Origin of the sequence: Sphingobacterium sp. MYb388 (assembly GCF_037479535.1) — a bacterium.
GTDB lineage: Bacteria > Bacteroidota > Bacteroidia > Sphingobacteriales > Sphingobacteriaceae > Sphingobacterium > Sphingobacterium anhuiense.
In genome coordinates this window covers 109,113-132,014 of sequence record NZ_JBBGYV010000002.1, presented here as the reverse complement: position 1 = coordinate 132,014, position 22,902 = coordinate 109,113, and the positions used below count along the sequence as shown (strand labels likewise).

At 35.1% G+C, this 22,902-nt stretch carries 19 protein-coding genes; 12 read left to right on the top strand and 7 right to left on the bottom strand.

The genetic code is table 11. From position 1 onward, the window contains the following. Positions 1-103: 103 nt before the first annotated feature. Both WH188_RS06545 and WH188_RS06540 read left to right on the top strand, forming a co-directional pair. Entirely contained in the window at positions 104-637 is a 534-nt protein-coding gene (locus WH188_RS06545) for a dihydrofolate reductase family protein (RefSeq protein ID WP_132770936.1), read from the top strand. Between the two features lie 450 nt (positions 638-1,087). After that, on the top strand, positions 1,088-3,499 hold the full coding sequence (locus WH188_RS06540; RefSeq protein WP_132770937.1) for a TonB-dependent receptor: 2,412 nt from the start codon (positions 1,088-1,090) through the stop codon (positions 3,497-3,499). A 94-nt stretch (positions 3,500-3,593) separates the two neighbouring features. Here WH188_RS06540 and WH188_RS06535 read toward each other — a convergent pair whose 3' ends face one another. The 6 genes from WH188_RS06535 to WH188_RS06510 form a co-directional block, all read right to left on the bottom strand. After that, on the bottom strand, positions 3,594-4,433 hold the full coding sequence (locus tag WH188_RS06535; protein ID WP_168127128.1) for a glycine betaine ABC transporter substrate-binding protein: 840 nt from the start codon (positions 4,431-4,433) through the stop codon (positions 3,594-3,596). A 1-nt stretch (position 4,434) separates the two neighbouring features. Further along, complete coding sequence (locus WH188_RS06530; protein WP_132770939.1) at positions 4,435-5,262, bottom strand: ABC transporter permease; 828 nt, start codon at positions 5,260-5,262, stop codon at positions 4,435-4,437. A gap of 2 nt (positions 5,263-5,264) precedes the next feature. Further along, on the bottom strand, positions 5,265-6,506 hold the full coding sequence (locus tag WH188_RS06525) for a quaternary amine ABC transporter ATP-binding protein (protein ID WP_168127127.1): 1,242 nt from the start codon (positions 6,504-6,506) through the stop codon (positions 5,265-5,267). A 610-nt stretch (positions 6,507-7,116) separates the two neighbouring features. Further along, positions 7,117-7,872: a LytR/AlgR family response regulator transcription factor gene (locus tag WH188_RS06520; protein ID WP_168127126.1), complete on the bottom strand. Its 756-nt coding sequence runs from the start codon at positions 7,870-7,872 to the stop codon at positions 7,117-7,119. Then, entirely contained in the window at positions 7,847-8,995 is a 1,149-nt protein-coding gene (locus tag WH188_RS06515; protein ID WP_132842922.1) for a sensor histidine kinase, read from the bottom strand. The genes WH188_RS06520 and WH188_RS06515 overlap by 26 nt, the downstream gene beginning before the upstream one ends. A 555-nt stretch (positions 8,996-9,550) precedes the next feature. Continuing rightward, complete coding sequence (locus WH188_RS06510) at positions 9,551-10,855, bottom strand: ammonium transporter (protein ID WP_132770943.1); 1,305 nt, start codon at positions 10,853-10,855, stop codon at positions 9,551-9,553. Between the two features lie 327 nt (positions 10,856-11,182). Between WH188_RS06510 and WH188_RS06505 the strand changes: the two genes are divergently transcribed. From WH188_RS06505 to WH188_RS06485, 5 genes are all read left to right on the top strand, one after another. Continuing rightward, positions 11,183-12,238: an outer membrane beta-barrel protein gene (locus tag WH188_RS06505; protein WP_168127125.1), complete on the top strand. Its 1,056-nt coding sequence runs from the start codon at positions 11,183-11,185 to the stop codon at positions 12,236-12,238. Between the two features lie 685 nt (positions 12,239-12,923). Beyond that, positions 12,924-13,409, top strand: a complete 486-nt coding sequence (gene ybaK / locus WH188_RS06500) for a Cys-tRNA(Pro) deacylase (RefSeq protein WP_168127124.1) — start codon at positions 12,924-12,926, stop codon at positions 13,407-13,409. A 177-nt stretch (positions 13,410-13,586) separates the two neighbouring features. Then, positions 13,587-13,997: an NAD(+)--rifampin ADP-ribosyltransferase gene (gene arr, locus WH188_RS06495; RefSeq protein ID WP_168127123.1), complete on the top strand. Its 411-nt coding sequence runs from the start codon at positions 13,587-13,589 to the stop codon at positions 13,995-13,997. 642 nt (positions 13,998-14,639) lie between these two features. Then, positions 14,640-15,833 carry a dicarboxylate/amino acid:cation symporter gene (locus WH188_RS06490; RefSeq protein WP_168127122.1) on the top strand — a complete coding sequence of 398 codons (1,194 nt, stop codon included), beginning with the start codon at positions 14,640-14,642 and terminating at the stop codon, positions 15,831-15,833. A gap of 469 nt (positions 15,834-16,302) precedes the next feature. Beyond that, on the top strand, positions 16,303-17,121 hold the full coding sequence (locus WH188_RS06485) for a ZIP family metal transporter (RefSeq protein ID WP_132770948.1): 819 nt from the start codon (positions 16,303-16,305) through the stop codon (positions 17,119-17,121). Between the two features lie 190 nt (positions 17,122-17,311). Here the strand turns inward: WH188_RS06485 and WH188_RS06480 are convergent, their stop codons facing one another. Continuing rightward, a complete protein-coding gene (locus tag WH188_RS06480; RefSeq protein ID WP_132770949.1) occupies positions 17,312-18,661 on the bottom strand; it encodes an acyl-CoA dehydrogenase family protein in 1,350 nt (449 codons plus the stop codon). Positions 18,662-18,894: 233 nt separating this feature from the next. Here WH188_RS06480 and WH188_RS06475 point away from each other — a divergent pair, with 233 nt between their 5' ends. From WH188_RS06475 to WH188_RS06455, 5 genes are all read left to right on the top strand, one after another. Continuing rightward, on the top strand, positions 18,895-19,119 hold the full coding sequence (locus tag WH188_RS06475; protein WP_021192479.1) for a PG1828 family lipoprotein: 225 nt from the start codon (positions 18,895-18,897) through the stop codon (positions 19,117-19,119). Positions 19,120-19,267: 148 nt separating this feature from the next. Next, on the top strand, positions 19,268-19,486 hold the full coding sequence (locus tag WH188_RS06470; protein ID WP_021192480.1) for a hypothetical protein: 219 nt from the start codon (positions 19,268-19,270) through the stop codon (positions 19,484-19,486). 125 nt (positions 19,487-19,611) lie between these two features. Beyond that, the gene (gene purB, locus WH188_RS06465; protein WP_132770950.1) at positions 19,612-20,961 is read left to right on the top strand and encodes an adenylosuccinate lyase; all 1,350 of its coding nucleotides are present in this window, start codon (positions 19,612-19,614) and stop codon (positions 20,959-20,961) included. A gap of 74 nt (positions 20,962-21,035) precedes the next feature. Beyond that, positions 21,036-21,590 carry a NifU family protein gene (locus WH188_RS06460; RefSeq protein ID WP_021192484.1) on the top strand — a complete coding sequence of 185 codons (555 nt, stop codon included), beginning with the start codon at positions 21,036-21,038 and terminating at the stop codon, positions 21,588-21,590. Between the two features lie 358 nt (positions 21,591-21,948). Beyond that, positions 21,949-22,797: a transketolase gene (locus tag WH188_RS06455; RefSeq protein WP_021192485.1), complete on the top strand. Its 849-nt coding sequence runs from the start codon at positions 21,949-21,951 to the stop codon at positions 22,795-22,797. The last annotated feature ends 105 nt before the right edge of the window (positions 22,798-22,902 follow it).

The window sequence follows — 22,902 nt, the reverse complement described above, 5'->3', positions numbered from 1 at the left end:
GACCGATAAAAACTGATACAGTATCATCTACAACTTGAGTTACCATCCGTTTCTTTTATAAATGAGAATATAATCTGACAAAAAATAATCACTAAAAATAAATATGGATAGAAAAGTAATCTTATATATTGCAACAAGCTTGGATGGTTATATTGCCAAACCAAATGATAACCTTGATTTTTTATCTATAGTAGAAAAAGAAGGAGAAGACTATGGTTATGCTTCATTTATAAAATCAGTAGATACAGTAGTTCTTGGCAGAAAAACATATGACTGGATCATTGCCCATGTTCCAGAATTTCATCATGCTGATAAAAAGACATATATTATAACCAGAACTGCTAGACCAGATGCAGGTAATATCACGTTCTACACCGAAGATTTAAAAGACCTTATTTTAAAATTGAAAAGTGAAACCGGCAAAAATATTTTCATTGATGGTGGTGCAGAAATTGTTAATGAACTTTTAAAAGAAAATTTAATTGACGAATTTGTGATTTCAATTATACCAATACTAGTAGGTGACGGAGTAAGACTTTTTAAAGATGGAAGACCGGAGCAAAAATTAACACTTATTTCAACAAAACAGTTTGAAACTGGACTGACACAAATTCATTACAAGCGAATTGATAACTGATTGACATTTCAATTCTTCTCATGCCGTATTTAACTAAAAAATAGAGTCTGATTTCTGTCCCCAAATTAAAATAGCACGATAGCGATGGACCATTGGTAAATTCTATTTTTTAGTTAAAGCGCCATCAAATATAATTCTAAATTGCAGTACAACCCAATATCTTTTTTAGGTTAGTCTATAACATCCTATTTTTTATTTTCTGGAATATTAACCCCTTTTCCAAGGAGATAAACCACAAAAATAGAATAATTAGTTTATCGGAAATTGTTCAAGAATAGTAAAATAATCTCTTACTAATATAGGAGCATTTATCCCCGAAGCGACACAGATACTGTTCAAAATCAACATCAAACTTCTTTTTAAAGGATTGAAAATATAGTTTTGAAAAGTGTAACATGAATAATATATTTGCACTGTTTATAATTAATCTAAATAAAATCAATAAACACTATGAATAAATTTATCATCTACCTTATGTTGTTGCTTCCATGCTCTCTCCAAGCTCAAGCACAACAAAAAACGGAAATATATGGGAAAATATTCTCCGCCGATGGAAAGCCTGTAGAAGGTATCACGGTCAAACTGCTTCCTCAGGACATCAGTGTTTCAACGAAAGCCAATGGTTCTTATCTCCTCAAATCCTTGAAACCAGGTCCTGCACAAATCCACATCTCAGCTATAGGAGTCCAATCTCAAATCCGCGACATCCAGCTAGAAGAAAAAAGAAATATCATTTCCAATATCTATCTCACCGAAGATCAGTCCACTTTAGACGAAATTGTAATAAACGGAGCAAGCAAGAATAAGTATACTCGAAAACAAAGTTTATACGTTTCCAAAATGCCACTTCGTAATATGGAAAACTCTCAATCTTATGCTGTCGTTACCAAAGAGTTACTTAAAAGCCAGATAAATACAAATTATGATGACGCATTGGCAAACGTTTCTGGTATAGACAAATTATGGTCATCCACTGGACGTCCTGGAGATGGAGTCTCTTATTACACATTACGAGGATTCACCACACAAGCCGCGATGGTCAATGGCGTCGTGAGTATTGCTAGCACAAGTCCAGATCCGGCCAACTTAGAAACCATCGAGGTTATCAAAGGACCTTCTGGCTCCTTATATGGTGGCGCTGCTGTTGGTTTTGGTGGATTGATAAATAATGTCACTAAAAAACCGCTTGATACCATAGGTGGACGGATCAATTATATCTTTGGCAGTTATGCACAGCACCGTGTAACAGCTGATGTCTACGGACCCCTAACAGCTAATAAAAAACTTTTAGGCCGTATCAACACAGCATATTCACATACAGGAACATTTCAGGATGCAGGATTTAACAAATCAATTTTTGTTGCTCCTTCATTACTATACAGACCGAATGACAAATTAGACATTCAATTGGATGCTGAAATTTATCAGAGCAAAGCGACCAATCCAATGATGGTATTTCTCAATCGTTCCCGTCAATTGTTTGCAAGAACGCCCGATGAATTGCAATTTGACTTTAACAAGTCGTATACCAACAATGATGTTACTTTTAAAAACCCAAGTACCAACTTACGTGGAAATGTAAATTACCGCATCAACGAGCAATGGACATCCAATACAACTGTTAGTTATAATAGACGTAAATCTGATGGTTACTTCCAATATATCATGTACTTGCAAAATGCAAATGACACATTGATCAACCGATATGCAGCACTGCAAAATTATGTAGCCAATAGCATCAATGCACAACAGAATTTTATTGGAGATTTCCACATCGGTGGTATGCGCAATAGACTACTTATAGGACTGGATCTCCTTTCCCAAAAATCGGAAACGCACAACTCTCCTTATGTACAGACAGATCAAATCAATACGTCATACGATGATCCAGATTACTATAAATTTAACGCAGCTTTCATCGATGCGGCAATTGCTGCTTCCAACGGTGCACAGACCAACAACCGTAGCCGTACACAGGTATTTGGAGCATATGTTTCCAATGTCTTAGATGTAACTTCACAATTACATTTAAACCTTGCCCTGCGCATGGATTACTTTAATAATAAAGGAACGTACAACATTGATAAAGATACCACTACTGGAAAATTCAACCAAACAGCCTTCTCACCGCGCGTAGGTCTCGTGTATGAAGCCATAAAAGATCAAGTTTCATTCTTTGCTAACTATCAGAATGGCTTTAAAAATGTTTCACCAGTAGTACAGCCTCACCCCAGTGTATCCGGCGATTTCAAACCGCAACAAGCATCACAGTGGGAAGCAGGAGTAAAATTCAACCTACTTGAAGACAAACTAGGCCTTACGGCTAGTTACTACGATATCAGTGTAGACAATATGATCCGTCCTGAAACAATAGAAATTGATGGTAAAAGCTACAATATCAGTGTACAGGATGGTACACGCCTAAGCCGTGGTCTTGATTTCGACTTAACAGCAGCCCCTATTCAAGGATTAAATATGATCTTAAGCTATAGCTTCAACGATAGTAAAACAACAAAAGCGGCCGCTAATGTGAACAACCTTCGCCCAACCGAAGCTGGACCAAAACATCTGGCCAATATCTGGGCAAATTACACTTTGCAACAAGGAACGTTAAAAGGTGTAGGTATTGGTCTTGGAATCAATCATGCTAGTGAAAATATCATTACAAATAGTATCCCGACAGGAACTTTTGTACTTCCTTCGTATACTTTACTTAATGGTAGTCTTTCTTATAGTTACAAACATATGGAGTTTGCTGTTAAGGCAAATAATCTGACTAACCAAACTTACTTTAAAGGTTGGACAACAGTTAATCCGCAAATGCCGAGAAATATCTTAGGTAGTATTGCTTACCACTTTTAAAATAAAAAAAGGAAGAATCTATAAATAGATTCTTCCTTTTTTTATTGGTCACAACAGATGCTGTAACTGCATCCAGAAAATTAAACAAAACCAATTATTTCAACCATGAAGCCACTAAAGATCTATTATCTGCTACCCATTGTTTCGCTGTAGCTTCTTTATCCTTACTTTCCTGCATTTTCATCAGCAAGTTAGACATGGTGGCTACATCAAAATGAATCTGAGAAAAGAAGCGGGTCAATTCGGGTTGGTCAGCAGGAAATTCCTTTCGAGTAAAAATCTTGATCTGCTCTGCAGTTCCTAAAGATTCTCGAGGATCTTCCAGAAATTTTAATTTCATCTTACCAAACATCCAGTGTGGTTGCCAAGCTGCGACAACGATCCAGCGTTTTTCCTTAATCGCATTTTGCAATTCAGTAATCATCGCCACTGTAGACGAATTTACCTGACGATAATTTAAATCATAGTCTTTTATCGTTTGATCTACCGCAGCTGTTATACCAGCTCCTTTTTCAATCCCCATAATCTGATGCTTAAATTGATCTTCGTGCACTTTTAACTCTTCAATAGAATTAATTGGAACATAATCGGGTACAACTAAACCATTTTTAGCGTGCGCATAACTCGTACCGATATCAACAAGATTAGGAAATTTTGCAATTTTAGAACCATGAGTTAAAGGAAGCCAAACATCCATATAGAGATCCGTATCACCATTATTCATAGAAGCTAATATCATATCTGGTGTAGCACGTTGGATGACCAGATGATAATCCATCTCCTCCAAAACTGCTTTAGCAACATAGGTCATAGCGACCCCTTCGGCCCAACCATCGACCATACCTACATTGATATATTTTTTATTACCATCTGGTTGACAAGCGCTAAGAAATACGATAACGCAACAGATTAAAGCTATTTTAATGTTCTTCATATTATTTTTTATTCTGTACAAAACCCTGCGTTATCCTATCCAAGATAATAGCTAAGATCACAACAGATAAGCCACTTTCAAATCCAAGTCCTATATCTAGGTTATTAATTCCTTCAAGTACTTTCTCTCCTAAACCACCCGCAGCAATCATTCCGGCAATCACGACCATAGAAAGTGACAATAATATGGTCTGATTTATACCCGCAAGAATAGTTTTCATAGCCAGTGGTAGCTCAACCTTAAACAAAATCTGTCGATTAGTCGCTCCAAAGGCACGTGCAGCCTCTACAATATCTTTTGGAACTGCATCGATACCCAGAGTCGTCAAACGGACAGCTGGTGGCATCGCAAAAATAATAGTCGCAAATGCGCCAGGAACCTTACCGATACTAAAAAACAACACTGCCGGTATCAGATAAACAAAAGCAGGCATCGTCTGCATCAAGTCTAACATAGGGCGAATAATCTTCGCAGCTAGTTTATTTTTTGCCGCCCAAATACCCAAGGGGACAGAAAGTATCAAAGCTGTCGCCGTTGCAACTAAAACCAATGATAAAGTCTCCATCGTCTCCTTCCAAAAACCCATCATGTAAATAAGTGTCAAGCCTAACAAGGTTATTAGCGCAACGCCTTTACCTGACTTCCACCATGCCAAACCTGTAAAAAGTCCGATCACCACAAAAAAAGGGACTGCTAAAAATATCCACTCTAATCCAATAATGGATGAATTACCCGTATGTTTTATAAAATCAAATAAAGGCTTAAAATTTTCTGTAAGCCAATTAATTGCAACTTCAATGTATTGACCTATATCTATTATTTTACTCATTGTTACTGATTATTTGCTTTTTCTTTTAATTCGTTAATTTCCTCTTCGTTAAACTTTGTTGCTTCGATAATAAGTGAAGTTTGCGTCACAATACCTAACAATCTATTTTGATCATTGACCACTGCAATTGGCGATCTTGTTTCCGAAATCAACGGTAACATTTCTTCAACAGTAACATCCTTAGATACCGAAGGAACATTCATATGAATAATAGATTCTACAGTAGGATCTTTCCGCTTGGCAGCTTGAATAACTTCATTGATATTGACAAACCCCAAGAAGGTATCATGAATATCCACTACAGGGAGTATTTCAAGTCCCGTTGTTCTCATTTTCCGAAGTGCCCCTTCAGGACCATCTTTTTTGAACCTAACCAATGTCGGTTTCTCGGTCATCAATGATCCTGCTGTGATAATCGATTTTCTATCCACCTTATCCACAAAAGCTTTTACATAATCACTCGCTGGATTCGTTAGAATATCTTCGGCTGTACCAATCTGCTCAATAACTCCATCTTTCATAATCACGATACGATCTCCAAGCTTAATAGCTTCATCCAAATCATGAGTAATGAAAACAATCGTTTTTTGCAAGGTATCCTGAAGCTCCAATAGCTGATCCTGCATCTCGGTTTTGATCAAGGGATCTAATGCTGAAAAAGCCTCATCCATCAACATGACTTCCGGATCATTGGCCAAAGCACGCGCCAGCCCTACTCGCTGCTGCATACCCCCTGACAGCTGAATTGGAAACTGCTGTTCAAAACCATTAAGACCAACTATGTCAAGCGCTTTTTGAGCTTTCGCCTCGCGAGATGCTTTATCTTCGCCTCTAATTTCTAAACCAAAAGCGGCATTAGTCAAAACAGTATGATGTGGTAATAATCCAAATTTCTGAAACACCATACTCATTTCAGTTCTACGTACTTCCAGAAGCTCTTTATTGTTTTTACTTGTGATATCATCATTATTGATAAAGACTTTACCCATTGTAGGTTCATTCAATCGGTTCAGGCAACGTAGTAAAGTAGATTTACCACTTCCAGAAAGTCCCATAATGACAAAAAACTCTCCTTCGTAAATTTCAAAATTAGCTTTATTGATACCGATTGTACAGCCGGTTTTTTCTAGTATTTCTTTCTTTGGGTAACCTTCATTCAGTAATTTAAGCGCCAATTTCTTTTGTTTACCGAAAACAATTGTTAAGTCCTCGACTTTTATTTTAACTTTTCTGTTTTTATCCATTTTTAATTTTTTGGTATGAAACGAATTGTCATGGCACAGATGGTATATTCAATAGAAAACACCTTCATGTTATTTTAATAACATAAAAAACAATTTCTAAAGTTGAGTTAGTTCGACCGAAGAACTCCTTCTTGTTCAATCAACTTGATATTTAACACACTTTACTCTTAGTTCGATGAAGAGCAATCATGAAAAAGAAATGAATCTTTTAAAAGACGAGATATTAATAAACACCTCTAAAATACTATAACAAGTATATCGCGAACAACTCAGAAATAGCTCAAAAAAGAGCTATAAAATAACGGAACAAACCGATGCATCCGTGTCATATGACGGTACAAAGGTACGAAAAATAAAATAAACAATATTTATTAGCGTTAACACACTGTACGACAGAGCCATCAAAACAAACCTAATAACCAATCATTTAAAAATAAAAACAGGCCATCGACTCGGTTTTTATGCCACTAAGTTTGCCTCCTCTATTAACAATAAATGTTAATGTATGATAACCGTTATGAAAAGTATTGATCACGGTCAACACTTATTTCTCCAATAAAAAAATAGGATGTGATTAATAATTTAACACCATGCAAACATGCCTAAAAAATCAAGAATCTAACCATTCTTTTAATAAAACCGATTTTTCTCTACTGACAATAATATCAAATTCAGAATTAAAAAGAACAACTTTCAATTTACGATTGAAATAATGAACCAATTGACTTACAGCATCAATCTGAATAATGAACTGACGATTTGCCCTAAAAAAAATTCTTGGATCTAATTGTTTCTCTAGATCATCCATACTTTGATTAAGAACAATATCTTTTCCACTCTTGAGGCGTGCTTTTGTCAATTTTAAATCGACATAAATACAATTCACTTCATTAACTAATATGGTTTGATAACCATCACGAAAGGGAACTAAGAAGCGGGACCGATAATCTTTAGGTTTTACATAATGAAGTAATTTATCAATGGATATTTGGTTATTCATCATTGAACCTAGGCCCTCAACCTTTCGCAATGCAGTTGATAATTCCTCTTTTTCAACAGGTTTCAAAATATAGTCGACACTATTATATTTAAATGCCTGTACAGCATATTCATCATACGCCGTAGTGAAAATAATAGGACAATCGATCGTCACTTTTTCAAAAATATCAAAACTGATTCCATCAGAAAGTCGGATATCCATTAAAACTACATCTGGAATTTCTTGATTTCGAAACCAGTCTACCGTATCAGTAACACTATCCAAAACAGCTACGATCTGAGCATTTGGATAAATATCCCCAATTAAACGTTTAAGACGATCGGCATTCAATTTTTCATCTTCAACTATTACTATTTTCTCTATCATATGCTACTAATTGAATACATACCCTAAAAATATGCTGATCCTTTATAACTTCTGGCACCTTCTCTCCTAAGAGCTGAAAACGACTGATTATATTATTAAGCCCAATACCCGTCGATACAATCTCAGGATTGTCCATGGGTGATAACGTATTTTCAATCACAACTCGACCTACTTCATCATTGGAAATAGTAATCATTAAAGGTCGCTTCTTTCTTGTGGTATTATGTTTAATTGCATTTTCAATAAGCAACTGCAAAGTTAGTGATGGGATATACATACCACGACTATGGTCATTAATGTTAATTGTAAAATTAACACCGCTACCAACACGGTGCTCAATTAAAAATATATAAGCATTTAAAAATTTAATCTCCTCATCAAGCGTGATCATATTTTTTTTACTATTGACCAATAAAAAACGATAGACCTTGGCAAAATTTTCAGAATACTCAAAACCAAGCTGCTGATCTTCAAGAATTAACTCAGAAAGCACACTCAAATTATTAAAAATAAAATGAGGATCCAATTGCATCTTCAATGCATTTAACTCTGCTTCTACTGATGCTTGCCTCAATTCTGCTGCCTTTATCTTATGTTCGGACATTTCCGTAGCTGTTTCAATCCAATTATTAATCAGATAACTCATGGTATTGATAGAAATAATCATAAAAGAAATGACCAAACTAACCACAATCCACTGTAACATACCTTTTATTTCTTCAATAGATGGAACGGATTCTACCTTCGCAGATTGAGGATCTAAAATCGCGAAACAGACCATATTCATCAAAATAAGAATCATAACCGCCGAAAAATTGAGCGTAATCTCAAGAAAAAGTCTTTTAGACTTATTTTGTGGCCAAGGAACCCGCAGATTTAACCTCCTATGTATAAGTATACTTGATTCAGAAATTAAAAAGCAAAATAAAAATGATATCCCCCATTCCGTTAAAAGTTCAGAAAAGCTCCTTCCAAAATAATCTTGCCAAAATTCAGAATAAGGATCTAAGATATATGAAACCAAATAATGCAAAACAAATGCAAAAATCACCAAGAACATACGTTTAAAACGAGTCGGTAATAATCGCTTTGTTTTATCAGAAATATATTTGATTTTTTCCATCTTTAAATAAAATCTAATTCAATATTTGCCATCACGATTCTGGCCATCTTCATATAGTTCAACAGGCTTTTTTCTATCAGATATAAATTTGCAATATGACAAATAGTAATCAAATAGAATTTTTTTATCCATCTGATTATCAAACTCATTGACAGTTTGTTCAAGAATAAAAAAATAAAACACACATAATTTAAAAAACTCTTCGTCCTTACAAAGATGCCCATTTCTTTCTTCTTTTAACAAAGATCGTTTTTATGAAATACTATAAACAAGATATTCAGTCCCAACCATCATATTTTGTAACTGAATATGACGAAATGCATACTGAACCGAATAAAAGAATAATCTCTTTATTCAAAGTACAAAAAAGCGTGAAGACCGAGATAATAATAGCAAAATAACCAATAAAACAAGTTGAAGACAAGTATCCTAATAAACTGGATTTTACAAATTATATATTTATAAAAACTAGTGCAAAAAGTACCATAAAACAAGTAAGGTGCGGCAAAAGCCACACCTTATCAAGGGTTAATATTGGTAGTATGAATATCAATTCTACAATTCCTCGTCGTGTTGAGTAATATCTAAACCAAGCTCTTCCTCGACCTCATGAACACGAAGTGGTGTAATTAAATCCGTTAATTTGATCAAAAGGAAAGATCCAAAGAATGCAAAAACAGAAACTGCAATCAACGCAACAATATGTGCTACAAATAGACCTGTCTCACCAAAATATAAACCATTCGTCGTAACAACACTGTTAACACTACTATTTGCAAAAACCCCAGTAAGCACCATACCGACCATACCGCCTACACCGTGACAAGGAAATACATCTAACGTATCGTCAATACTGGTTTTACTACGTAAGAATACGACTAAATTACTAACTAAAGCCGCTACAAGCCCAATAACAATCGAATGTGATATCGTCACAAATCCTGCTGCCGGTGTTATAGCAACTAATCCAACAACAGCTCCGATACAAGCTCCCATAGCAGATGGTTTTTTACCTCGGATCAGGTCAACAAATATCCAGGCAATTGAAGCTACAGCTGACGCAGTAGTTGTGGTTGCAAAAGCATAAGCGGCAAGACTATTAGCCCCACCTGCAGAACCTGCATTAAATCCAAACCATCCGAACCATAAAAGAGCAGTTCCTAAAATCACGTAACTAATCCGAGCTGGCGAATGCGTAGGCTTTTTACGGCCTTTTAAATAGATAGCTGATGCCAAAGCAGCCCATCCTGCCGACATATGAACAACTGTACCACCTGCAAAATCTAAAACACCGAATTTGGCCAAGATACCTTCAGGATGCCAAGTGGCATGAGCCAGTGGCATATAGATAAAAATACTGAACAAGATAATAAATACCATAAATGAATTAAAGCGAACACGCTCTGCAAAAGCTCCTGTTATAAGAGCAGGAGTAATAATTGCAAATTTAAGCTGAAACATAGCAAATAATACCAGTGGAATAGTAGGTAGAGCTGACCAACTCACATTCCCCAACATCCCCTTCATCATATAGAACGTGCGAGGATCTCCAATAATACCCCCAATATCATCGCCAAAAGCTAAGCTAAAACCGAAAATAACCCAAAGGACAGAAATAATACACATACAGATGAAACTTTGCATCATCGTGGAGATAACATTCTTCTTGCTCACCATTCCACCATAAAAGAATGCCAAACCTGGAGTCATAATCAAAACCAAAGCCGAGGAAGCGAGTAACCAAGCCGTATCTCCGGTGTCGATCTCCACACCTGCAACATTACTGACTTCTAATGAGGGTGTAACTAAGCCAATAATCGCTAAACAAACCAAAATAATAAGCGGAATGAATTTTTTCATAATATTTCAAGATTTAAGTTTAATAATTTCATAACAAAATGTGTTTATCAGTGAAAAACAATCAAAAATAACTATTATAAATTTGATTTCGATCAAATATAAGTTCAATTAATTAAAAAATCAATAAAATATTAAATAAAATCATATATTTACATCAGGATCCTAAATAAATCAACCTAAAAACACAAAAACAACTAGATTAAATGCTAATAAAACAACAAAACAAGAGGAAAAACAATAATATTTACATAAAATATTAAAAAAACTAGATGTTTAAGTGCTTTTGAATGCTAAAAAATAAAAACAAACATTTAAAAACATGAAAAAATGAAAAAAATCATCTTAACCACACTAATTTCAATAATAGTAAGCAGCAAAATATATGCACAAACAAAAAAATATGATTTATTAGATCTAGAAATATCTGGATCAGTGGATACATATTGGAAATATGATTTCCAAAAACAACCGAATATAAACACCTATTTTACTGAAGACAATAATTCAGTATCCATAGGAATGGTTGATCTTGCTCTGAAGAAAAAAACTGGAAAAGCATCTTTTGTAGGTGAATTATCATTTGGGCCGAGAGGACAGTACCGCTCCATAATTAATGGAGACGGTCAAAATGGGGACGACAAAAATAGCTTCCACATTCAAAACCTCTACATTTCCTATGCACTGACAGAAAAATTAAGTTTAACAGCCGGTTTTATGGGGACTTTTGTAGGCTATGAAGTCATCTGTCCATCATTCAATTTCCACTACTCAACCTCATATCTTTTTGGTGCAGGACCTTTCCAGGATGCAGGACTAAAAGCACAATATGCTTTTTCTGAAAAAGTAGGGCTTATGGTCGGAATCTTTAATGATTGGAATGTCTACCAAGATTTAAACGGTGTATCACACTTTGGATCACAATTATCAGTTGCACCAAATGACAAATCAAGCTTTTTCCTTAATTTTCTGACAGGATCTTCACAAGGCGGCGCCAGCAATTATAGCTCAGGAACTTTGATCGATTTTGTAGGAAATTATTCATTCTCTCCATTATTTTCATTAGGTGCAAATGCGACCGACTACAGCAGAAAAGGAGAAGGCGGCTATTCGGGAGTAGCATTATACCCAAAAGTGAATATAAATGAAAATATTGGTATAGGAATCCGTGGTGAATATTATAAAACTAAAAACATGCCCGTAGCTGAAGTTACCAGTAATGAAATCTTTTCCACTACGTTAACAGCAAACTTCAAACATCATGGCTTTACTTTTATCCCTGAAGTTAGATTTGATAACAGTGAAACACAGATGTTTGTAAAACAAGACCTATCTCCAACAAAAAATGCCGGACAATTTTCACTTGCCTTAGTATATGCCTTTTAAAAAACAACAACAAAATTAAAATCCAGCAAAATCGATTATAAATAACAGATATTGTTCTTTATAAAAGTAATTGGATCACAGTATAAGGAAACTATTTGCAATATTAACAAAAGGGATTATTCATTTTATTGAATAATCCCTTTTGTTAATATTGAAGTATCACCATCTCAACGAAACTAATATATATTATTTACAATTAGTATATAAAAAACAGTCATAAATAATAAAACAAGCAAAGACATTAATTCTTCTTATGAAATCCCATCCGAGCCCAGTATCACACAATGATAAACCTAGGCAAAGCCTGCAAACACACAACACTGACTATACAATCACCCTACAAGCACACAAGAAATAACCTAGCCTCACACAAGAACGAGACTAGAAACACACAATCCGAATTACAGGCCAACCCTTAGCACACACAATAAACAATCTTTCTATGCACCATCTATACAGAGGACAGACACAATAAAATCCTTACCACCTCTATAGGTGTCCTATAGGTAAGAACATCGTTCTTGCAATTATTAGAAACACACTTCATATAGAACAAAATCCTGAAGCGACATATTTAATTAAACATCATAGAATTTCATATTGCTTTTTAATAAAATCATCATTACATTCATCTACATCAAATCATTCATCAACGTACTGAAGCGATTATTAAGAATAAAGATTTATGAAAGAAATAACAAAAACTAATGCTGCCCGCATCCTGGACAACTTAAAGTTTACTTATAATTTAAGAACTTACGAAGTAGTGGGTGAACACCAAAGCGCTACCGATGTTGCTGAGGCATTGGGAATTCGCGAAGAAATAATCTACAAAACCCTCGTGCTCACCGGACAAAATGATCCTTACATTGTTGCTGTCATACCAGGAAATGCACAGGTAGATTTGAAAAAGCTAGCAATTATATCAGGTAATAAAAAATGTGAAATGCTTCCTATGAAAGATTTGCAGCACATAACCGGATATATTCGAGGGGGATGCTCTCCTATAGGAATGAAAAAAATATTTCCAACATACATAGAAGAACTCGCTTCCTTGGAAAACAAAATTGTCATTAGCGCTGGTAAAAAAGGACTTCAGATTGAAATAAATCCTCAGGACCTTATCAAAGCTACAAACGCAATCTTTGCCGATATTATCATTGGCGCATAAAGAAGCATAAGCATCTTTAATCCTCAACATTAAAAAGCATCACAACAAATAGAATAGACAAAAAAAGAACTCAATATCTGGCTATAATTAGATATTTTTTAATGAAAAGCAATTGATATACACAAAAAAACACGATCTTGTATAAACATAAATAGTTTGGATAACTATCAGTAAATCATGGACAAGAATAAACCCTTAGACCAGTTTTATCATGGCACTAAAACTGATCTTAAACTAGGAGACCTGATTGAGCCAGGCCATCCTTCTAATTATGGCAAACGAAAACATGCTAAATATGTATATTTAACTGCAACTTTAGATGCCGCAATATGGGGAGCTGAATTAGCACAGGGAGATACCCCTGAAAGGATTTATTTAGTAGATCCGTCTGGCCCTATCGAAGATGATCCTAATCTCACAAATAAAAAATTCCCCGGCAATCCGACAAAATCCTACCGAACAGCATATTTTTTACGTGTTGTCGGAGAAATAAAAGATTGGCAAGCTCACTCCTCAGAGCAACTAGAAGCAATGAAATCACATCTCAAAAAACTCGAACAAGAGGGCATTGAAGCAATTGAAGACTAATCAAAGAATGAGAAACCCAACCTCATTACAAACATCAAGTAACATCACAGTCCATTATTTTGATCACAGCTTTGTTTTCAAAAAAATCACACTATGACACACAATGTTGATTTCATTAAAAACCTATATTCACATTACCGAAACATTACATTATAAAAAAACAGTCCCTGAACAATAAAATATGAAAAGCAATCCATTTTAATTAAATAACAAACAACACCATTAAAAAGACATTAACAAGCTATACCACAAAGCAATACCCCAAACAAAGCAACCGGAGACTGCACCATGCAAATGTCCAAACACGAGCACTCTTCAAAATAAATCGGTTATTAATTCCTATTTTCGTAATATATTTTTTTATCGGGTCTACATTTTTTAGAATAGACCCAAGGAGCAACAACGTATCAAAATCAACTTTATTGATGACAATTTCGTTTCTCAACAGATTAAACTCCACACATACAGATGTCAAGAATATGAATCATTCCAGATAATTAAATATATACTTTTCTTCAATACAAAGAACAAAATGGATTATCTATTGACTTCTTTTTTAATTAATGGAGATGATAAATTATTTTATAAATGAACTAAACGTATTATCATAAGGATAAGACATCATATAATAAAACAAATCCAATGAAAAAAATTACTGAAAATCTTCTCTTTAAAGTAATCGTCGCCATCATATCCGGTATTTTACTCGGCCTCTATCTCCCTGAGTCATTAGGAAGAATCTTAACCACATATAATTTTCTTTTTGATCAATTCTTAAAATTTTTGATTCCACTAATTATCGTTGGATTAATCATTCCATCAATTGCTCAACTAGGAAAGACTGCAGGAAAATTATTATTGACAACTGTATTGATCGCCTATGGTTCTACCTTATTTGCTGGACTTTTTTCGTACACGATCAGCATGAGTATATTTCCAGCTTTACTTCAAAACCAGATCAACACAGACCTAATTACCGAAACAACCAAAACACTGAGTCCCTATTTCAAAATTGAGTTCCCACCCCTCTTCGACGTCATGTCCGCCTTAGTGCTTGCATTCTGTATCGGTATTGGCTTGTCAAAATTAGAAAATTCGACATTAGAAAAGGTATTTATCGATTTTGAAAAGGTAATTAGTTTTATCATCGAAAAAATGATCATACCATTATTGCCCATTTTCATTTTAGGTATCTTCTACGATATGACGTACACAGGTAAAGTTTTCACCATACTGCATGTCTTCATCAAAATCATTGGAATTATTTTCGTCATCCATATTCTTTTGCTTGTAATCCAATTTATCATTGCAGGGATAGCCTCTAAACAAAATCCATTCAAATTATTAATCGGTATGTTGCCCGCTTATTTTACCGCCTTAGGGACACAGTCTTCTGCGGCAACGATTCCTGTAACACTAAAACAAGCAAAAAAACTTGGTGTTGATGAAGACATCGCTAATTTCAGCATCCCATTATGTGCAACAATACATCTTGCAGGAAGTACGCTGAAAATCGTTGCATGTGTACTTGCACTTATGATGATGCAAGGTATACCAATAGACTTTGTACAAATGATGGGATTTATCTGCATGTTAGGGGTAACAATGATAGCAGCACCAGGAGTACCGGGCGGAGCAATTATGGCAGCAATAGGTATAATCGGTAGTATGCTCGGTTTCAACGTCGAGAATCAAGCTTTAATGATTGCTTTATACATCGCAATGGATAGCTTCGGAACAGCCTGTAATGTAACAGGTGATGGTGCTATAGCAATTCTATTAAATGCTATTTTTAAAAAACAAGAAGCGAGTAAAGAAGAAAAAGCAAATGCTTAAGGAAAATTAATCGTAATAAACAATTTAGAATGAGAATTTCCACCCATTCTTTAACCCTTAAATAGAAAGCTGTATAAGATGGGCTGGTTAAATTTTCCAGCCCATCCTATAAATAATAAAGTATAAAACCAAGTTATCTCACAGAGCTGACTACTTCCAACTCAATTCTTAAATACAGATCAGCACTAAAGATAACAGACGGCTATTCAAACACAAACAGATAAACTAAAAATTATTAGCATATACTAACAAAAATGTTAGAAATATATTTGTTAGTTCAATCTAACTTATTACTTTTGTTGCATACCATCTAAGATTAGACTTGCTTAACTTCTAATGAATCATATTTTAAAACACACAGCCACATTAATGGTAGATGATCCATCCAATCCTGAAATATTAAGTGTGGATATCGCAAAAATATGAGCACATTTCAAAGATGAATAAATAATGAAATAATATCAAAACTATGATTGAATCAGTTATTACATACCTAGAAAGCATCGACCCTATTTTAGCCGCTCTGTATGCAACATTATTTACATGGCTAGTCACTGCTTTGGGCGCTTCATTTGTATTCCTATTTAAAAAAATGAATAAAAATGTCATGGACGGCATGTTGGGATTCACGGGCGGGGTAATGGTAGCCGCAAGTGTCTGGAGTCTCCTCATACCCGCCATCGACATGAGCGAAGGCACTGGTTTTGCACAAGTCGTCCCAGCTGTGGTCGGATTTTTAATTGGCGCGGCATTCCTATTTAGTATAGACAAAGTTTTACCTCATCTACATATCAATTTTAAAAAAGTGGAAGGAGTAAAGACCCCATGGCAAAAAACAACTTTAATGATTTTAGCCATTACACTTCATAATATCCCTGAAGGACTTGCGGTAGGTGTTCTTTTCGGGAGTGTTGCTGCAGGGATTCCAGAAGCGACAATTGCTGGGGCTGTCATCTTGGCGACTGGAATAGGTTTACAAAATTTCCCTGAAGGTATAGCAGTCGCAATGCCACTAAGAAGAATGGGAATGAGCAGACGAAAAAGTTTTTTCTACGGACAAGCATCCGCAATTGTAGAACCAATTGCCGGTGTTTTGGGAGCAATGGCAGTAGTTACTTTTACACCCATACTTCCTTATGCACTAGCATTTGCGGCCGGAGCCATGATCTTTGTAGTCGTAGAAGAAGTTATACCTGAAGCGCAACAAAATAAAAATTCAGACATCGCAACAATCGGATTTATAGGAGGTTTCATTTTAATGATGACTTTAGATGTAGCCCTAGGATAAAATTCAATTAAGCATAAAAAAGGATCAAAATAATAAATTTTGATCCTTTTTTATTGTCGCACCGGAAATCTCAAAGAAAATAGGATAAAATAACCCACAGCTAAGCTAAAGATCATCGGTTAATTAAATAATCAAATTTTGAATATAATCTACGGTAAAAGAATTCACAGTTAAACATGACTCTCAATTATTATACAAAAGCACTAAAACCTGTAATGCTACGTCCTACAATCAATGAATTAATTTCTTTAGTCCCCTCATATGAGTAAATAGCTTCCGCATCTGCTAAAAATCGAGCAACATTATATTCAAGTAAAATTCCATTTCCCCCCATCACCTCTCTAGCTTTAGACACAATATCACGTGTTCTTAATGAGCAAAAAACTTTTGCAAGTGATGCGTGCTCATCTTTTAAGTCGCCGTTATCCTGCATTTCAGATAAACGATAAACCAACGTCTGCATAGCCGTTAAATTAGATAGCATTTCAACCAAATGATTTTGAATCAACTGAAAAGATGCAATAGGTTTTCCAAATTGCTCTCGCTTTCGGGTATAATCAAGCGCATTTTCATAAGCTCCTCGTGCACAACCTACCGCCATCCAGGCAACTCCAGCACGTGTCATCTGCAACACTTTAGCAGTATCTTTGAAACTATTAGCATGCTGCAATCGGTCCGATTCAGGAACGACACAATCCGTCAATGTAATCAAACCATTCTGAACGATTCGCAAAGCCATCTTTCCTTTTATTTTTTCGACAGCAAAACCTGGATTTTCCCTTCGCACGATAAAGCCCTTCACTTGTCCATCATCCAGATCTCTAGCCCAAATTATCGTAATATCTGAAAAAGTACTATTTCCTATCCATTTCTTTTGACCATTCAAAACCCAGCCAGATTCAGTTTTTTTACAAGTACAAGTCAATCCCCCCGCAGCTCCGGATCCTACTTCAGGTTCGGTCAGTCCAAAAGCTCCGATCACCTTCATCTGCTGCATACGTGGTAACCATTCCTGCTTTTGCTCATCAGATCCACATATATATATTGACCCCATTGCCAATCCACTCTGTACCCCAAAAAATGTCGCAATTGAAGCATCGACCCGGGCAATCTCTGCTGCAATAACGCCCTCCATCAAAGAACTTCCTCCAGCACAGCCATATCCATCATAAGTATATCCGCATATATTTAAAGCTGCAAACTTTTCAATAATTTCAAAAGGAAACTCATCCCGTAACCAATAGTTATTAACAATAGGACTGATCTCCTTCTCCATAAAATCACGAACTTTCAATTGCGTAATCTTATCAGCGGTCGACAATTTTTCTTCAATATGATAAAAATCTCCATTGATCGGAGGCAACTCCTTTTTCTTGCTTGTTGCCGTCAGTAATTTCATAGCACTCTTCAATTGATTATCATCCATTTTCGAAACAGCATTCAATACCTGACCCAAGTCAATTTTTTGAGAAATCTTTTGCAATTGTTCTAAATCAACAGCTTTTAGCAGATCTAGTATATTTTTCATTTTATCAAACATAGCATCATTCTTTTAGTAACAGTTGTCTACAATTTGTCTTTTCAATATACACTATTTAAAACAGAATGTTCTATAACATCGAAAAAGACCAAATAATAATTAAAAATAAAAAACTGATTTACAAGTCATTACATAATTTTAAAAAAATAATATTTTTTTCAGGTTACCTTTTAACTTTCTAAGTATTAATGTTTAAATAACAATTTTGTTTCCATTAATTTAGAAAAATCAAAATGAAAAATTCATTCAAATTCGCTTTCTTAGGATTAGCTTTAACTGTAGCTTTCGCTTCTTGTGGTGGTGCTGAAACTAAAACTAATGCTACTGCTGACTCAGCTGCTGCTTTAGTTGATTCTGCTGCTACTGTTTTAGATTCTGCAGCTAACAAAGTTGACTCTGCTGCTGCAAAAGTTGATTCTGCTGCTGCGAAAGTTGATTCTGCTGTTACTAAAAAATAATTTTAGTACTGTCCGAAGACATAAAAGCTTGCATTTTAACGATGTAAGCTTTCTTTTAAAAAAAAGATAAAATAAACGGGTTACCTTTTCAATTTTAAGGTATAAACCTTTAAATAAAGAAATTTTAATAAAATTTAATAAAATCAAAATGAAAAATTCATTCAAATTCGCTTTCTTAGGATTAGCTTTAACTGTAGCTTTCGCTTCTTGTAATGGTACTGCAAACAAATCAGAAACTGCTTCTGATTCAACTGCTATCGATTCAGCTAACACAGTTATCGATTCAGCTAACACAGCTATTGATTCAGCTAAAACTGTAGTTGATTCAGCTAAAGTTGCTATTGATTCAGCAAAAGCTGCTCACTAATTTCAGGGAACTGATTTTAAAAATATAAAAAGCCCCACATGTTGGGGCTTTTTTTGTTATATACCTCGCATTTAAATTGATAAGCTCCTCTCATTTTTTTACCTTTGCACAAACAAAAATGTATTATGGCCTTATCATCACTTACCGCCGTATCTCCAGTAGACGGTCGCTATCATAACGCAACGCAAGAATTAGGCGCTTATTTTTCAGAATTTGCCTTAATTAAATATCGGGTTTTAGTAGAAGTTGAATATTTCATCGCTCTTTCTCAATCAGGAATTGAACAATTAAGTCATTTTGACGGCTCGTTGAATGAAAAATTACGTGATCTATATAGAAACTTTACTGAAGAAGATGCTATTTGGATAAAGAATACTGAAAAAGTAACGAACCATGATGTCAAAGCAGTTGAATACTTTTTAAAGGATCAATTTGAAAAACTTGGCCTACATGACTCTTTAGAATTTATTCATTTTGGCTTAACCTCTCAAGATATAAACAACACGGCTATTCCATACTCATGGAAAGATGCGATCGCAGCTGTCTATACACCAGCGATAGAAGAGTTGATCCAAGAATTAACAACATTATCTAGTGATTGGTCCAATGTATCCATGTTAGCACGTACACACGGCCAACCCGCGTCCCCAACACGTTTAGGAAAAGAAATCAAAGTTTTCGTGGAACGTATCCAACGCCAATTTGATCAATTAAAAGCGGTGCCTTACTCCGCAAAATTTGGTGGAGCTACTGGTAATTTCAATGCACATCATGTTGCATACCCACAGACAGACTGGGTAGCCTTTGGAAATAAATTTGTTAATGAATCTCTGGGCCTAAGTCGTTCACAAACAACCACCCAAATTGAACATTACGACAATTTTGCAGCAAGCTGTGATGCTTTCAAACGCATTAACACGATATTAATTGATTTGTGCCGCGACATCTGGACTTATGTGTCAATGGAATATTTCAAACAAAAAATTACTGCTGGTCAAATAGGATCCTCAGCAATGCCACATAAAGTAAATCCGATTGATTTTGAAAATGCAGAAGGAAATTTAGGAATTGCAAATGCATTATTTGAACACTTAGCAGCAAAATTACCTATTTCTCGTTTACAGAGGGATTTAACAGATTCAACAGTATTGCGTAATATCGGCGTTCCTTTTGCGCATACACTAATTGCAATCAAATCTACTTTAAGAGGTTTACGAAAATTGATATTAAATGAGCAGGCATTGCAAGCAGATCTAAATAATAACTGGGCAGTTGTTGCAGAGGCAATTCAAACAGTATTAAGAAGAGAGGGCTACCCTAAACCATACGAAGCTCTAAAAGATTTAACACGTACAAACACGCATGTAACGGAAGAAACAATTGCTGAATTTGTGGACAATTTAAATGTTACAGATAAAGTTAAGGCTGAACTAAAATCAATAAGCCCTTCTAGTTACACAGGTGTAAGTCTATAAGCTTTTACGCTTTAATGACTAACATCACCTGATTTTTAACTTATATTTGTCATTCGAAATAGACAAAGATTAATATGGCAACAATTAACGTATATACTGAATCCACTCCGAATCCATCGACGATGAAATTTTTGGTCAATAAGTTATTGATCAACGGCAGCTTGGATTATGCGGATAAGGATAAAGCACAAGAATCAGCTTTTGCAAAAGAATTATTCAAATTTAATTTTGTAAACGGTGTATTTTTCGCAAGCAACTTTGTTACAGTAACCAAGAGTGAAGATGCTGAGTGGACTGATATTGAAGCATTATTAAAAGACTTTATAAAAGGTGCAGTAGAGTCTGAACTTGCAGTAAAACCTATTGAACATACCGAAGATGTAGCTTTTGAAGGTTCTGATATTGAAATTAAAATTCAACAGGTATTACATGACTATGTACGTCCTGCCGTTGAACAAGATGGTGGTGCTATCGCTTATAAATCATTTAGTGATGGCGTTGTAACTGTTGAGTTACGCGGATCTTGCAGTGGCTGTCCGTCATCAAGTATCACCTTAAAATCTGGGATCGAAGGCTTACTAAAACGTATGGTTCCTGAAGTCGAAGAAGTTGTAGCTGAATCGATGTAAAAGATACAGTTATCTAAAGTAAAAAGCCGTTCTATTATGAACGGCTTTTTTTTTGAATTCTTAATTTATAAACGTGATATTCATATCCATAAAATATGCATGCGATATAATTCTTGCTTATAAAAAAATGAACCATAGCCACCATACAATCAAGCTGATAACTATTATAACACACATACATAATTGGATAAGTTCATTATTTATGACTCATGAGTTAAATAAAAAACACATCTTCTAAATAGAACAAACTAGAAGACAATTTTGAATCGTTATTTTGTCCCTAAAATTTACAATTTATAACCCCTACTCTATTAAAAATGACTAACTTTACGGCTAATTGTGAAATCAATATATTAAAATGAGTGCAGATATCAATAAACTAGAACAAATTGCATCACAAGTAAGACGTGACATCGTACGTATGGTACATGCTTGCCAATCTGGCCACCCAGGTGGATCATTAGGTTGTACGGACTACTTAGTTGCTCTTTATTTCAATGCAATGAAACGTAATCCATCTTTCGATATGGATGGCATCGGTGAAGATTTATTTTTCTTATCAAATGGCCACATTTCGCCAGTTTTCTACAGTACACTTGCACGAGCAGGATACTTTGAAGTAAGCGAATTAGCTACTTTCAGAAAAATCAATTCTCGTCTTCAAGGACACCCGACTACACACGAAGGTCTTCCTGGAATTCGTATTGCATCTGGTTCACTAGGCCAAGGACTTTCTGCTGCAATTGGTGCTGCTCAAGCTAAAAAATTAAACAAAGACACAAATTTAGTCTATGTTTTAATGGGTGATGGTGAATTGCAAGAAGGTCAAGTTTGGGAAGCAGCAATGTATGCTCCTCATAATAAAGTAGACAATCTGATTGCAGCGGTTGATTATAACCGTGCTCAAATTGATGGTTCTACAGATCAAGTTCTTTCATTAGGCGATCTTCGCGCTAAATGGGAAGCTTTTGGATGGGATGTATTAGAAGTAGCAAAAGGTAATGATATGACCTCCGTAGTTGCTGGACTTGAAGAAGCAAAATCTCATACAGGTAAAGGTAAACCAGTAATTATATTATTACATACTGAAATGGGGAATGGTGTTGATTTCATGATGGGATCTCACAAATGGCACGGTGTTGCTCCAAATAATGATCAATTAGCTTCGGCTTTAGGTCAGTTAACAGAAACTTTGGGCGATTATTAATTATATTAGATATTAGTATTTAAAACATTAGTATTTAGAAATTGACCCACAAACGTCATTTGAAGAAATCTAAGTACGAGCTATTCTATACTAACTACTCCATAC

Bases quoted from the DNA above. Each gene is read 5' to 3' on its own strand.
- WH188_RS06545 (WP_132770936.1), top strand. From the start codon at position 104: ATGGATAGAAAAGTAATCTTATATATTGCAACAAGCTTGGATGGTTAT.
- WH188_RS06540 (WP_132770937.1), top strand. From the start codon at position 1,088: ATGAATAAATTTATCATCTACCTTATGTTGTTGCTTCCATGCTCTCTC.
- WH188_RS06535 (WP_168127128.1), bottom strand. From the start codon at position 4,433: ATGAAGAACATTAAAATAGCTTTAATCTGTTGCGTTATCGTATTTCTT.
- WH188_RS06530 (WP_132770939.1), bottom strand. From the start codon at position 5,262: ATGAGTAAAATAATAGATATAGGTCAATACATTGAAGTTGCAATTAAT.
- WH188_RS06525 (WP_168127127.1), bottom strand. From the start codon at position 6,506: ATGGATAAAAACAGAAAAGTTAAAATAAAAGTCGAGGACTTAACAATT.
- WH188_RS06520 (WP_168127126.1), bottom strand. From the start codon at position 7,872: ATGATAGAGAAAATAGTAATAGTTGAAGATGAAAAATTGAATGCCGAT.
- WH188_RS06515 (WP_132842922.1), bottom strand. From the start codon at position 8,995: ATGGAAAAAATCAAATATATTTCTGATAAAACAAAGCGATTATTACCG.
- WH188_RS06510 (WP_132770943.1), bottom strand. From the start codon at position 10,855: ATGAAAAAATTCATTCCGCTTATTATTTTGGTTTGTTTAGCGATTATT.
- WH188_RS06505 (WP_168127125.1), top strand. From the start codon at position 11,183: ATGAAAAAAATCATCTTAACCACACTAATTTCAATAATAGTAAGCAGC.
- ybaK (WP_168127124.1), top strand. From the start codon at position 12,924: ATGAAAGAAATAACAAAAACTAATGCTGCCCGCATCCTGGACAACTTA.
- arr (WP_168127123.1), top strand. From the start codon at position 13,587: ATGGACAAGAATAAACCCTTAGACCAGTTTTATCATGGCACTAAAACT.
- WH188_RS06490 (WP_168127122.1), top strand. From the start codon at position 14,640: ATGAAAAAAATTACTGAAAATCTTCTCTTTAAAGTAATCGTCGCCATC.
- WH188_RS06485 (WP_132770948.1), top strand. From the start codon at position 16,303: ATGATTGAATCAGTTATTACATACCTAGAAAGCATCGACCCTATTTTA.
- WH188_RS06480 (WP_132770949.1), bottom strand. From the start codon at position 18,661: ATGTTTGATAAAATGAAAAATATACTAGATCTGCTAAAAGCTGTTGAT.
- WH188_RS06475 (WP_021192479.1), top strand. From the start codon at position 18,895: ATGAAAAATTCATTCAAATTCGCTTTCTTAGGATTAGCTTTAACTGTA.
- WH188_RS06470 (WP_021192480.1), top strand. From the start codon at position 19,268: ATGAAAAATTCATTCAAATTCGCTTTCTTAGGATTAGCTTTAACTGTA.
- purB (WP_132770950.1), top strand. From the start codon at position 19,612: ATGGCCTTATCATCACTTACCGCCGTATCTCCAGTAGACGGTCGCTAT.
- WH188_RS06460 (WP_021192484.1), top strand. From the start codon at position 21,036: ATGGCAACAATTAACGTATATACTGAATCCACTCCGAATCCATCGACG.
- WH188_RS06455 (WP_021192485.1), top strand. From the start codon at position 21,949: ATGAGTGCAGATATCAATAAACTAGAACAAATTGCATCACAAGTAAGA.